Below are 12924 nucleotides of genomic sequence, written 5' to 3'. Positions count from 1 at the left end.
TCGGTCACTTTGCCGCGGCGGCCGGTTTTTCGAGCGTGCTTGAAAGGGCTTTCAACTCAGCCTCGACCTGCGGGTCGGCGACTTCCATTATGTTCTCGACGTCGGTGTCCCATTTCGTCCGGTCGCGCTCGATATAAACGAACTTCCACGGATGCAGCGTGCCCGGATTCGGATAAAGGCCTTTGATATAGGGTTTTTTCATCCAGTTGGTCGCGTTTATCGTCAGCGGGATCACCGGAAGTTGTTCCATAACATAAAACTCGGCGCGGGCAAGCAGCTCGTATCGCTTTTGTTCATCCAGTTCGCTGTTTGCATCGTCCAGCATCTGGTCATATTTAGGATCCGCAAATCCGGCTCCGCCGTCGTTCTGTTTTCCGTAGTGAAGGCTCAGGAAGGTGTACGGATCCATGTAGTCGCCCGACCACAGGCTCTGGGCAAACCCATCGTATTCGAGCGAGTTTCGCAGCGGAAGAAATGTCTTGAATTCCATGTTCTTCAACGGGATCGTGATGCCGAGGTGCTTCTTCCATTGCGCCTGGACGAATTCGGCGATCTGCCGGTTCGATTCGTTGGTGTTGAACAGCAGCGATACCTTGTCGGTAGGGAACGTCGGGCAAGCGTAGTCGTCGCCGATCCGGACGACCGGGAATCCGGCCTCGGTCAACAGCTTGCGGGCACGCTCCGGGTTGAGCTTGTTTCGGGTCGCCCATTCTTCCTGCGACACGCCCTTTGCGGTCCGCATCTCCTCGCTGACCTTTGCCCTCGCCTTATCGTAGTCCGGAAATATGCCCGACGGCGTCAGGTCATACAGCGGCTTTGTTACCTTTCGAAGTTCGCTGAGCGCGACGCGGTCGACTGCGTTGTTGAAAGCCTGCCTCACCCTCGGATCGTTAAACGGCGGCTTTTGCAGGTTCATGCTGTAGTACGCCGTCGCATTTTCGGGCAGGTTCATCCATTCGTCTTTATACTGTTTTATCTCGTCGATCCAAGGCGAAGGAACGGTGTGATTGAGAAACGCGTCGATCGCACCGGCCTTGTAAAGATTCATCTGCGTCGATTTCTCTTCGATCGGCAAGAACTCGATCGCGTCGAGATGGACGTTTGCGGCGTCCCAATTGTTCTTGTCCCTTTCAACGATAAGGATGTCATATGGCCGATAGGTCTTGATCTTGAACGGGCCGCAGGTGACGATATTCTCGGGACGCGTCCAATTGGCTCCATGTTTTTCGATCGTATGTTGAGGAACGAGACGAAAGAACTGGTGTGCGAGGAGACCGAGAAAATATGGAGCAGATTGCTTGAGCGTAATGCGAAATGTGTAGTCATCGACCGCCTCGACGCCGATATCATTTGCCGTGACCGGCACAAGCTCCGCACCGTCGAGAGCCGACTTTAGTTTCGGGTTTGCTTCGGCGGCCTTGGTCCTGGCCTTTTCATCTTCATCGACGGTCAGCCGTTCGGGCGACGAGATGAATTCGTGAAACGCGGTCTTAGGCCCGATCACCGAGCCCTCGGGCGAATTCACGGTCTTCATCTCCACCACGTCTCGCTTCAATACGAACTCGCCGTTCTTTTTAACAAAAACCTGGTGCGAATTGTAAGCCTCGGCATATTTTATTACGTACCCGAGACTCGACGTCCTCGAAAGCGTTTCGGGGGCGAAGCCGCGGCGAAAGCTATATACAAAATCGCGGGCCGTTATCGGAGTACCGTCGCTCCACTTAGCATTGTCGCGAAGTTCGAAAAGAAATTCGTCGACGTTCGGGCTTATCCGCCAATTCTTTGCGATCGACGGGATCGGGAGCATCGTCTTTGGGTGGTAATCGACGAGCCCTTCATACAGGGCGGAGTATATTCGTGCCTCGGGTTGTCCCGATGAGATGTGCGGATCGAGCGATTCAGGTTCAGAACCCGAAATATAGCGAAAGACGTTGTCGGAAGGAACTTCGGTCCTGCCAAAATACCTGTTTGACGACTGCGTCACACATCCGGTCAGATTGCACACCAATACGGCCGTCAAAATGCCTGCGATCATTCGGCCAGGGCCGGTCTTTGGGAACATCGATCCTCCAGCGTAGATTGTAAAACGGTTGATCCGGAGCCTTATGAGAGTCGACCATCAAGATCGAATGCCCTTAAGTTAACATGAGTTAACAGTTACGGGCAATGCTTTGATGATCTCGCGCGGTATTGCCGCTCATCGGACGGTCTGCCGCTGACTTACGGCTTCCACGTTTCGTCGATCGAAACATTGAGTAAATACGGGGCATCGAGGCTGTTGGTTTCAAAACCGAGGACGTAAGGCCTGACGAGCGAGTAGGACATCGGGAAGTAGAGCGGTATCGCCCGAAGTTCGTACAAAGCTGTGTCGTGAGAATCGATCGGGAAAGGACCGTTATTGACGCCGTCGGGAAATATCGCACCTGTATTAGAGTTCGAATTGCGCTGTGTGCTGCGATTCGCAGCTTCGCCGTTCTCGGTGGTGTTCTCGTCGCCCCTGGCTGTCGCCTGGTTAGCGGGATAGGCAGTCAGGCTGGCTCCGAATATCGCAGACAGACTTTCTTTTTCATCGATCGTCGGAAGCACAACTCCGCGGCGCAGCAGATCGAAATCGCGGTCGTTTCTTATCTTGTCCATTTCGGACGCTTCCTTTATCACGATCTCAGAATCGATATTGAGCACCTGCTTCCACATCGTCGCCACCGAACGCGCGATCCGCTGCTGAGTATCGTTTCGGTTAACGACCAGTTTCAACGTGGGAAAGTCCCTTCCGTTCGGAAAGCCTGCATCTTCCAACAGGTCACGAGCCCGTTCTTTGTCCTGCACAAGCCTCCGGCTGGTTGCCGACCCGAATGGTGTGAAAGTGAGAGCAGGCTGCGTCGTCCCCTCGAGTTCGCCATCCGTCAGACGTTCGCGCTCGATCGCGATAGCCAAGGCCTCGCGCACACGCCGGTCATTCAAATGCGGCCGGTCGACATTCACTTCATAAAAGTTGATGGCTGCAAAGGTCGTCTTTCGAAAATCGTCATACGGCGTCAGCAGCTTTAGCACGAGCGGCGAGAAATCGGCATTCGTCACCGCATCGATCGCACCCGTCCGATATGCTTCCAGCGCCTTTTCGGCAGATTCGGCGGGAATGAATTTGACGCGTTCGAGCTTGACCGCGTTTCTGTTCCAATACGTATCCGATCTTTCGATCCCGATGCCGTCCGAATTGAAACTGACGATACGAAACGGCCCGTTCGTCACTGTCGACAATCCCTTCGTTGACCGTGCCAGGTCGTCCTGATGAACGGGACGAAAGATCGGATGTGCGGTAAGCTTCGGAAAATCGGGGTCAGGTGAGATGAGTTTAACGACAAGCGTCCGTTCATCGGTAGCCGTGATTCCGACCTTGCCCTCAATGTCGTTTGCCGGCGCTATGCCGGACGGCTCAGGCGTCCCGACCGTGTTAGTTTCCGTTTGTGCATCAGGGTCATTTCGGGGCGGATCGGCCGGATCGGTTTGCGGCGTCGCCGCACCAGTCGGGCCAAACCGGACGCTATTGAGCATCCTCGAAGTTCGGGCGTCGATCGGTAACGCCTCGACCTTTTCAGGGGCAGAGAGGCCGGCGATGTTGCGGAAAAGCGTAGAATGCGGAGCCGAGCTGCCAAGCTTTGCCGCACGTATCCACGACCGGCGAAAGTCCTCGGCCGTCAGCGGCGAACCATCAGACCATCGTGCGTTTTCCCGGATAATGAATGTCCATGTCAGCAGATCGTCGGCGGCGGTCCACGATTCGGCGGCGGCCGGTGTTTCGCGAAGTGTTCTACCGTCGAGTTCGACCAGACCCTCGTATACTGCGCGGACAAGATCGGTCTCGGGCGATGCCGCGGCAAACGCAGGATCGGATGTGCTGGGGAGTTTGCCGTTGCTCCATCGAAACTCCTGCTTGAGCGGACGAGCAGTACTTGCGAAATAGGGCTCGGGTGTCGCCTGTTTGATCTCGTTGCACCCAACGGAGACCACCGAAACGCCAGCCAGACAATATACGATCGCCCGACGCGTTAGTCGGATCGCAAACGAATGATTGTTCGTAAAACGCGTCACCGGTTCTTCATCTCAGCCGCAGCAGAAGTTCATGGGCCGACTCTACCTGTTTTCTTGTCTCGTCTGCGGTGCCCGAAGTATCGATCAGAATGTCGGCATAGCTTTTCTTTTCGTTCTGCGGCATTTGGGCTTCTATCCGGTTCAAGGCTTCGGCCTCGGTCAAGCCGTCCCGCTTCATCAATCGGCCGAGCTGAATCTCTGGCCGGCACCAAACTACGATCAGCTTATCAAACCTTCGGTAGCCGCCTGATTCGATCATCAGAGCAGCGTCAACTATCGCTATCGCGTTTGGCACGCTCGATTCGAGTTCGGCCAGCCATCTATCCTGCTCTGACCTCACTAACGGATGAACGATCGCATTGAGCCTTTGACGCAACTCGCCATTATCGAAAACTATCGCCCCAAGCCTTTTTCTGTCGAGCTCGCCGCTCGAACTAAGTACGTCAGGACCGAATTCTTCGGCGATCGCCCGAAGGCCGGCGGTTCCCGGTCGTACGACATCACGAGCCACCTGATCAGCATCGAGAATATGGCAGCCGAGCTCGCGAAAGATGCCGCAGACAAAGGTCTTGCCGACCGCGATCGAACCTGTCAGTCCTACTTTTAGCATTAACGGTCAGCGGCCATGACGCTTTGCCAGTTTGTTGACGTTGAACGCTGCGATCTCCGCAAGCGTCAGGCCAAGCTCGTCCGCACAGGCTGATATATACCAAAGCACATCGCCGAGCTCGTCTTTGAGCTTTAAGCGAATGTCGTCATTGACGACCCCGCCATGGTCACGCTGTATCTTCTTGACGATGTTTGCCACCTCGCCCGCTTCGCCGGCAAGCCCGAGCGTCGGATATTCCAGATTTTCGAGCCGCCTTGGATACAAGGCGGTATTGCTCGCCGCCGACTGATATTCGTCAAAGTTCATAAATATTGATTCGCACAAAGTTTACAAATAAAAACACGGGGTTCTGAGGCGGATCAGCGGTCCGATCCACGTCTTTTCGAGAATTGGTCAAGAACGTCTTCGCATTTTGGCAGCGTCGACGGTATTTTTCATCAGCATCGCCACGGTGAGCAGCCCGACGCCGCCCGGAACTGGTGTGAACGCTCCCGCTCTTTCATTTGCCTCTTTCGGGTTGACGTCGCCGACCAGCGTGGCTCCGCGGTTCTCGATCGCGGCAAGACGCTTCGGCAGGTCGGTCTCCGAGAAAAGCTCAGCGGCCGCTGCCGGGTCGCTGACGCTGTTGATACCAACATCGACGACGGTCGCACCCTCGCCGATATGCTCGCTGCGAATGAATCCGGGACGCCCGATCGCCGCAACGATGATGTCCGCCTGACGTGTTATTGATGCAAGATCGCGCGTTCGCGAATGACAGATCGTGACCGTCGCATTCTCCTGCAAAAGCAGCATCGCCATCGGCTTTCCGACGATGTTGCTTCGCCCGACGATAACGGCATGCTGACCTGCGATCGGTATATCTGAGCGTTTCAGGATCTCGATCACGCCCGCGGGCGTGCACGGAACCAGAGCCTCGCGTCCCTGCGACAGACGTCCGACGTTCATCGGATGAAATCCGTCGACATCCTTTGCCGGATCGATCGCTTCGAGTATCTCGCGGTCATCGATATGTCCCGGCAGCGGAAGCTGTACGAGAATGCCGTCGATTTCGTCGCGGCAGTTCAGGCCTTTGATGATCGCGAGAAGTTCGTCGTGCGAGGTCTCAGCCGAGAGGTGAATATGCTCCGAATGCATCCCGAGGTCCTCTGTCGTCTTTACCTTGCTCGCGACATAGACCGCTGAGGCCGGATCTTCTCCGACGCGAACAACGGCAAGTCCCGGCCTAAAACCGAGTTTCTTGACCTCGGCCGAGACTTCGTCCTTGATAGCGTCGGCTATCGGTTTCCCGCTCAATGCTCGCGCTGCCATATCGTTGATTTTACAGGATACTGCTCGACTTGTCAGTCAGGCGGACGGCCGCGATGCATTCGTCGAATTCGTATGCCGTTCGATCGTCGGGCTTTTTTCGGGAATATCTGCCGATTCCGTGTTTCGTATGGCAGAACCGTTGGATGAACCGCAAAAGAGCCGGACGTACATCGTCTCGTGATAGACGAAGAACTTACGAACCGAGCCGATTTACGAGAGACTTGTAAATGTCACTTATCATTAAATCTACGGCAACTGCCCTTTTGATCTGCATCGCCGCTGCGGCTGTTTCGGCCGCCGGCATCGAGGGCGAGCCGACCGAACCGATCGATCTGGAAGTGTTCCGGCCGTCGACAGGTGTTTGGTATTCGCGTTCGCAGGATGAGACCGGCTCGTTCTCGGCCGTAAATTGGGGCCTTGAGTCAGACGTTCTGGTTCCGGCCGATTACGATGGTGACGGAGACACCGATGTTGCGGTCTGGCGGCCCGAAACGGGGGTGTGGCATATACAGCTGAGCAGCACCGGGGCGTCGATTTACCACTATTGGGGTAAAACGACCTATTACCCCACCGGTGCATTGCCGGACGTGCCTGTGCCGGCGGATTTCGATGGCGACGGACTTGCTGACATAGCCGTATGGCGTCCGGACACAGGCATTTGGTACGTATTATTCTCGACCGAAGATCATAATGTTGCTAAAGCTCGATACTACTATTGGGGCACGCTCGGTGATATTCCCGTCCCGGCCGATTACGACGGCGACGGACGGACCGATGTTGCTGTGTTCCGCTCATGGGAAAGCAACTGGTACATCCTCGAAAGCCTGACGCAAAAGGTTGACATCCGAAACTTCGGCATTGCCGGTTATGACCGCCTGGTGCCCGCGGATTACACCGGCGACGGGCGAACCGATCCGGCCGTTTTTCGAAATGGCATCTGGTACACGCTCGACCGTACGACCGGCGAGATCGATTCATTTCATTTCGGCTTTCCGGACAGCATCGCGATACCCGACGATTATGATGCCGACGGTACGGCCGATCACGCAGTTTTTCGCCAGGGAACGTGGTATGTATTTCAAAGCTCGACGGCGAGCATCGTGAGTCACACCTTCGGACTCGCGACCGATATTCCGCTCGCTTCGCTAAAAACGAAGCCGAGCATTGTAGGAGTGCCCTAATGATCCCCCAACTCGCGGTTTCCGCCTGGGAGTGGCCCTTCGGGGTTGCTCCCTTTTTTTCGATTGACCGATAATTGGTTAGAATCAGAGCATGCGGCTTCTTTGCATCGCGGCCATCCTCACCTTTAACCTCCAGATATCAGCCTCACCCGCCGAAGATACCCATCGATCTATCCGCGAAGCATATGCAAGCAATGATCTTGCCGCGGTCACGCTTCAACTCACCCAACTTCGGGATGCGGACCCTCGATCGTTCGTCGCAAATAATTACGACTATCTTTTGGCACGAACGGCCGAACGAACGGGCGACTTTGCGGCGGCGATGGCGAGCTATCAATCGGTCGCTGACCGCGGTTCGATACTTAAGGAATACGCTTTGTATCGGATGGCGATGATCGCCGGCGCCTCGGGCAACCACATGCTTGAACGACTGTTTCTGATGCAGTTGGTCGCCATCTTTCCCGAGAGCCTTCTCGCTCGTGCCGCTGATGCGAGGTTCGCCCGCAGCTATACCGAGAGCGGTAACTACCGGTTCGTCGTTGATGGCGGCAGATTACCGGCAATATCAGCCGATCCGGGAAACTTCTTTCCGTCCGTAACGGCGAATTCGCTTATTCGCAAAGAGCTTGCGATCAGGGCTAAGGCTCATCTTCAGCTTGGCGACACTGAGCGTGCGCGGTCGGCGTTCGCGGAACTGACAGAAGGCACGGACGACCCCAGCCAGCCGGACGATCTGGCGCTCGAAGGCGTTCGCGGACTCGACGTCATCGATCGTACGGTCGGCGGCGAAGGTCTGAAGACGCCGAGGCTTGCCGCGTCAGAGCATTTGCGCCGAGCGGCGGTTTATCAGTTCAACCGCCAATTCGTCGAAGCCCGGGGCCATTACCTCGCCGTCGTCAATGATCATTCAAGCGATCAGAGCATTCCCGACGCGATGTATATGATCGGCCGCGGCCACGCTCAACGGTCCGAATTTGCCGATGCGATCGTGTGGTTCGAGCGGCTGCTCGAACGTTTTCCCGATCACCCGTCGGCAAAAGATGCCCTGCTGCACGCCGCTTCAGCGTATGCCCGAAATGGAAAATATCGTGAATCGATCGCACGCTATCAGCGGTATATCGAAAGATACCCCGATGATGCGAGCGTTGATCGGGCATATCTCAACCCGGTCGATATCTTGCGCGATCAGCGTCAGGATACCGAAGCTTTGCGCCGAGCAGCAGAGACGCAGGCGAGGTTTCGCGGAAAGGTCGGCGAGGCTCAGGCTCTGTTTGCCGAAGCTCGGATCTATCTCGCTCGCGAAGACTGGGAAAAGGCCATCGACACGCTTCAGCGATCGATGCCGCTTGCCGATCTTGGCGAAGCGCGTGTCCCGGGAGGAACGAACCGTGCCGAAGTGCGCTTTCTGATCGCCTTTTCGCTCGAAAGGGTCGGACGTGTCTCAGAGGCCATATCGCAATACCTTGCGATAGCCGATGGCCGTAGGGAGTATTACGGTTGGCGGGCGACCGAACGCCTTCGCGAACTTGCGGTGAACGAATCGACGCGTCCGGCGGTCACCGCCGCATTGGCAGCTCTTTCGGCGGACCTCAACTCGAAGGATGCTGATACTCGCCGCAAAGCGATCCAATCAGCTATCCGAATGACGATCGATGAGGGTGCCCGCGAGCGGCTGCTGAATTCACTTCGAGAGGTGTATGCAGAACTGCCCGCATACTCAAAACTCCCGCGATTCACTTTTGTGGATAGGTCGCGCAAGGAGCCGGCCGAAAAGCCCAAACGGCAGACGGGCGCCGCACGACATAGACGCATTGCCGAAGAGCTGCTTTTTCTTGGGTTATACGATGAGGCCGCACCCGAACTCGAAGCAGGCAGGCTGCCGGCCTCGCCCGACGATCGGTACACGCTGGCAGTAGTTTACACTCGTGGCGGAAAGGCATATCGCGGGTTCGATCTGATCGAACCGCTATGGCGAAATGTGCCGGCCGATTTTCAGATCGAACTCATTCCTGCCGATGCCGCCGAATTATTGTTTCCCGTACCGTACGCCGATCATATTCTTGCGAGCGCGCTGCCGCAGAGCCTCGATCCGCGTTTTATCACCGCTATCATGCGTCAGGAATCGGGCTTCCGGCCCGACGCAAGATCCAACGCTGCCGCCCGCGGTCTGATGCAGTTCATTTCGAGCACGGCCGAAAGGATCGCCGGTGAGCTCGGCCGAAAGAATTTCGATCAGGACGACCTTTACGATCCGGCCACAGCGATCCTCTTTGGCTCGCAATATGCGGGCGGCCTTCTCCGATTATTTCCGAACCAGTATCAGGCGGCGGCCGCAAGTTATAACGGCGGCGAAGAGAATATGAAACGATGGATAGGCCGGGCAAGCTCGGACCTGCCCGACCGCTACGTTCCGGAGATCGCCTATTCGCAGACGAAGGACTACGTCTATAAGGTGATGGCAAATTACCGGGTTTACCGTACTCTGTATGACGATAAGCTCAAGCTCAGATGACCCGCTTCATCACTTGGCAAACTAACTTCCGTCGATTGCGTGTCTGTATCAGCTAGGCCAAAATAAGAGGTATCGTGGTTCCTTTAACGATCGAGTGAACACGGATTTTTTGAACTCAGATCGATCCTTTATGCGAAATATTTCAATACTTGTGATGATGGCCTTGGCCATTGCGGCGTGCTCGACGGCACCGGCCGACGAACCGACGGCTAACGCAAAACGATATGACCTCAAAGGCAAGGTGATCTCGGTCGATAAGGCCGGAAAACGAGCCAAGATCGAGCACGAAGAGATCCCCGGCTTCATGGAAAAAATGACCATGGATTTCCCGATCAAAGAAGATTGGGTTTGGGAAGAGCTTGCTCCGGGAGCCGAGATCCGTGCCGAGCTGGTGGTCGACAGTTCCGCAAAAGATCCGTATTGGCTTGAAAAGATCGGAATAGTCGCCGCACCGAACCCCGACGCACCTCCGCCGCCAACCAAAGAGGCTGACCAGGTTGGCAAAGACGTACCGAATGTATCGCTCACAGATCAGGACGGCCGCAAGTTTACATTGGCCGGCTACCGCGGCAAGGCTCTCGCGGTCACATTCATCTATCGCGAGTGTCCGCTGCCGGATTACTGCATCAGGATGTCTCAGAATTTCAGCAATGCCGCGGTCCAACTCAACGACAATGCCGAGTTCAAGGACAAGATGCGGCTGCTGACGATCTCGTTCGACCCAGCCCGCGATACGCCGGCGAAATTGAAGGAGTACGGCATCGGCTATCTGGGCAACCCCGCGAAACCTGACTTTACCGTTTGGCAGCTCGCCGTCGGCGACGACAAAAATGTTAGGACTTTGGCCGATTTCTTTGGGCTGAAGTACGAGGTCAACGCTGAGAACAAGGCCGAGATCAACCACAATCTCGTTACTGCCGTGATCGCGCCGGACGGCAAGGTGGCAAAGATGCTGCCTGGAAACCGTTGGACGACAGATGACCTTTTGCGGGAATTGAAGAACGTGTCGGATCTGGCAAAGTAGATCGCGGGTCAACTGTTGAAAGGATAGACCGCCTCACCTGCGACAAATGTCATCATGACGTCGCGGGCGTTCGACGAAAAGACCAACGCGGCCTCGATGTCGCTGACAGGTTGCTGGGCGATGTTTTCGAGCGATACAACGGCAATGTCAGCCTGCTTTCCGGATCGGAGAGTGCCGACAATGTCTTCCATGCCCAGAGCCTGAGCACCACCAAGAGTCGAAGCCCGCAACACTTCCCTCGCACCTACGAACCGTTTGCTGTCGGGACGATTGCGGGCTGACAGGGCCGCAAAGCGGGCTTCTTCGAGCATGTCGCACACGTTGTTGCTCGCCACCGAATCGCTGCCGAGCCCGACCGCGATGCCGGCATCCGCAAATTTCTCGAACGGTGCGTAGCCGTGGCCGAATTTTGCGTTCGATTTCGGGCAATGCGCTATCTTTGCTCCGTTGGCGGCGATGCGGCTTATGTCGCGATCCGAAACCTCGACGCAATGTGCCAGCAACGGCCGAGCCGAGAGTACGCCCAACCGTTCGAGATATTCGATCGTCGTGCAGTGAGGGCTTTGCCACTCGACGTCAAATTTCTCGTAGACCTCTGTGAAAAAGCCCGTGCCGTGCATCATCAGTTCCGTTTCGTTCGCAGATTCGGCCGCGTGGATGGTTATCGGAATGCGGTCGATGATCGACATCTGAGCGATCATCTCGAATAGCCTCGACCCTACCGTATATGGTGAGTGCGGCGACAGCCCGACCCGTACAAGTTCGGTCTCGTCCGCCCGAAGCAGTTCGAACTTTTTCACCAGATAAGAAAGATCGCGCTCAGCGGTCCGGTTATCCGGCGAGAACTCGGTCTCTTGAAAGACGATCCCCCGGAGACCGGCCCGTTTCAGTCCGTTGAGGCCAGCCCGGCCGTTTCGCCCGATGTCGCCGAAGCAGGTGACGCCGGCTCGTGCTCCTTCTCTCGCGCCGCGAAATGCCGCTTCCTCGATCGCATCGTCAGACATGGCCGCACGCAGATCGTTAAGTTTCAAAAGCCATGACCGAAAGTCGTGCTCGACGCCGTCCAAAGCCCCACGCAATGCGGTCACCTCGAGATGCGAGTGGCAGTTCACAAAGCCCGGCAAGATCGCAGCCTCGCCAAACGCATTTACTTCAGCCTCCGGAAACCGTTCGAGCATCGCGACGCCTGGCCCGACATCAATGATGGTCGAGCCTTCGATGACGACCGCACCGTCGCGGATCGGTTCCGATGCGATCGGCAAAACGTAGTCGGCTGTGAGGATCTTCATTTGGGTTTGCTGGTCGAATTGGCGCGGTACCTGACGAGGATCGAACTTACGTATGATCTGGTCGTGGCTATCCCGATCCGTTCGATAAAATCAGCTTCGGCGAGGTTGGCCGCGTCGGTGTCACGCGTCCATTCCTCGACGCGGCTCGGACCGGCGTTGTATGCGGCGAGCGTCATCGCGGTCTCAGACAGTCGTCCGCGATATTTTTCGCGGAGCCTTTCGTAATACCAGCAGCCGATCTGTATGTTGCGGCGGGCATCGCCCAGAAGTTCGCCGACATTCTCATTCGATTGCCGCTCGAATTCGCTCAACCCGGTCTCTTTCGCCCATTCGCGGGCTACCAGCGGCGTTACCTGCATCAGGCCGATCTCGCCGGCATCGCCGCGGGCCGCTGAGCGGAAATAGGTCTCTTCGTAGATCAGGCTCCAAACGAGCTTTTCGTCGATGCGGTAGATCCTTGCTTCCTGAGCGATCAGATCGTCAAAACGGTGTTCCCAATAATCCCGAAAAAAAAACGCGCCCGATGCCGCGATCACGGCCGTTACTATCAGGCACGAAATGAGATATCGAAACATTTTGCTAAAGGGTGAGACTGCGATCGGACGAGATCGTCGATTTCGATTCCGATGGCGATATTAGAACAATTCCATCAACTGCCCGCAACCGGCGCGACCGTGAAACGGTATCGGCATCACTAGTCTTGGGTTCGCCGACGCTCTCGTCCCTTTCCTTTTCCGTTCTCGGGCGCTTCTATCAGGGCATAGCTTTTCTTTGACGCAGGCTTTCGCCCTGTCCGAACCATTTCGGAGTAAAGGTCTACGTCGTAATCGGCTTCGCGTGCCATATCCTGACGGATGGCAAGCAGTACTTCGAGGAATTTTGAGCGTCTGTAAATGATCTCGTTCCTT

General features: G+C 56.1%; 11 protein-coding genes. 3 read left to right on the top strand and 8 right to left on the bottom strand.

The window, feature by feature from the left end; translation table 11 throughout:
• Positions 1-4: 4 nt before the first annotated feature.
• The 5 genes from IPM28_15445 to folD form a co-directional block, all read right to left on the bottom strand.
• On the bottom strand, positions 5-2062 hold the full coding sequence (locus tag IPM28_15445; GenBank protein ID MBK9174377.1) for a peptide ABC transporter substrate-binding protein: 2058 nt from the start codon (positions 2060-2062) through the stop codon (positions 5-7).
• A 158-nt stretch (positions 2063-2220) separates the two neighbouring features.
• Positions 2221-4089 carry a peptide ABC transporter substrate-binding protein gene (locus IPM28_15440; GenBank protein ID MBK9174376.1) on the bottom strand — a complete coding sequence of 623 codons (1869 nt, stop codon included), beginning with the start codon at positions 4087-4089 and terminating at the stop codon, positions 2221-2223.
• Positions 4090-4096: 7 nt separating this feature from the next.
• Positions 4097-4699 (bottom strand): dephospho-CoA kinase, encoded by a 603-nt coding sequence (locus tag IPM28_15435; protein MBK9174375.1) that lies wholly within the window; start codon positions 4697-4699, stop codon positions 4097-4099.
• Between the two features lie 6 nt (positions 4700-4705).
• The gene (locus IPM28_15430; protein ID MBK9174374.1) at positions 4706-5005 is read right to left on the bottom strand and encodes a nucleoside triphosphate pyrophosphohydrolase family protein; all 300 of its coding nucleotides are present in this window, start codon (positions 5003-5005) and stop codon (positions 4706-4708) included.
• 87 nt (positions 5006-5092) lie between these two features.
• Positions 5093-6010 (bottom strand): bifunctional methylenetetrahydrofolate dehydrogenase/methenyltetrahydrofolate cyclohydrolase FolD, encoded by a 918-nt coding sequence (gene folD / locus IPM28_15425; GenBank protein MBK9174373.1) that lies wholly within the window; start codon positions 6008-6010, stop codon positions 5093-5095.
• A gap of 227 nt (positions 6011-6237) precedes the next feature.
• On the opposite strand from folD, the gene IPM28_15420 reads away from it, so the two are divergent.
• The 3 genes from IPM28_15420 (at position 6238) to IPM28_15410 (ending at position 10727) form a co-directional block, all read left to right on the top strand.
• Positions 6238-7191, top strand: coding sequence for a VCBS repeat-containing protein (locus tag IPM28_15420; protein ID MBK9174372.1), 954 nt, complete (start codon positions 6238-6240; stop codon positions 7189-7191).
• 91 nt (positions 7192-7282) lie between these two features.
• Positions 7283-9703, top strand: coding sequence for a transglycosylase SLT domain-containing protein (locus tag IPM28_15415; GenBank protein ID MBK9174371.1), 2421 nt, complete (start codon positions 7283-7285; stop codon positions 9701-9703).
• A 130-nt stretch (positions 9704-9833) separates the two neighbouring features.
• Positions 9834-10727, top strand: a complete 894-nt coding sequence (locus tag IPM28_15410) for an SCO family protein (protein MBK9174370.1) — start codon at positions 9834-9836, stop codon at positions 10725-10727.
• 8 nt (positions 10728-10735) lie between these two features.
• Here IPM28_15410 and IPM28_15405 read toward each other — a convergent pair whose 3' ends face one another.
• The 3 genes from IPM28_15405 to IPM28_15395 all read right to left on the bottom strand — a co-directional run bounded on the left by IPM28_15405 (position 10736) and on the right by IPM28_15395 (position 12860).
• A complete protein-coding gene (locus tag IPM28_15405; GenBank protein ID MBK9174369.1) occupies positions 10736-12016 on the bottom strand; it encodes an amidohydrolase family protein in 1281 nt (426 codons plus the stop codon).
• Entirely contained in the window at positions 12013-12591 is a 579-nt protein-coding gene (locus IPM28_15400) for a transglycosylase SLT domain-containing protein (GenBank protein MBK9174368.1), read from the bottom strand. The genes IPM28_15405 and IPM28_15400 overlap by 4 nt, the downstream gene beginning before the upstream one ends.
• Positions 12592-12710: 119 nt before the next feature.
• Entirely contained in the window at positions 12711-12860 is a 150-nt protein-coding gene (locus tag IPM28_15395; protein ID MBK9174367.1) for a hypothetical protein, read from the bottom strand.
• Positions 12861-12924 lie beyond the last annotated feature (64 nt).

It is taken from the genome of Chloracidobacterium sp. (assembly GCA_016716305.1).
In the GTDB taxonomy this organism is placed as follows: Bacteria; Acidobacteriota; Blastocatellia; order Pyrinomonadales; family Pyrinomonadaceae; genus OLB17.
Note: the sequence above shows the minus strand (reverse complement) of the source record. Positions and strands in the feature narration are given on the sequence as shown.

Excerpts from the sequence above, each read along its gene's own strand:
- IPM28_15400 (MBK9174368.1), bottom strand. The coding sequence starts at position 12,591 with ATGTTTCGATATCTCATTTCGTGCCTGATAGTAACGGCCGTGATCGCG.
- IPM28_15445 (MBK9174377.1), bottom strand. The coding sequence starts at position 2,062 with ATGTTCCCAAAGACCGGCCCTGGCCGAATGATCGCAGGCATTTTGACG.
- IPM28_15405 (MBK9174369.1), bottom strand. The coding sequence starts at position 12,016 with ATGAAGATCCTCACAGCCGACTACGTTTTGCCGATCGCATCGGAACCG.
- IPM28_15420 (MBK9174372.1), top strand. The coding sequence starts at position 6,238 with ATGTCACTTATCATTAAATCTACGGCAACTGCCCTTTTGATCTGCATC.
- IPM28_15395 (MBK9174367.1), bottom strand. The coding sequence starts at position 12,860 with ATGGCACGCGAAGCCGATTACGACGTAGACCTTTACTCCGAAATGGTT.
- IPM28_15410 (MBK9174370.1), top strand. The coding sequence starts at position 9,834 with ATGCGAAATATTTCAATACTTGTGATGATGGCCTTGGCCATTGCGGCG.
- folD (MBK9174373.1), bottom strand. The coding sequence starts at position 6,010 with ATGGCAGCGCGAGCATTGAGCGGGAAACCGATAGCCGACGCTATCAAG.
- IPM28_15430 (MBK9174374.1), bottom strand. The coding sequence starts at position 5,005 with ATGAACTTTGACGAATATCAGTCGGCGGCGAGCAATACCGCCTTGTAT.
- IPM28_15415 (MBK9174371.1), top strand. The coding sequence starts at position 7,283 with ATGCGGCTTCTTTGCATCGCGGCCATCCTCACCTTTAACCTCCAGATA.
- IPM28_15435 (MBK9174375.1), bottom strand. The coding sequence starts at position 4,699 with ATGCTAAAAGTAGGACTGACAGGTTCGATCGCGGTCGGCAAGACCTTT.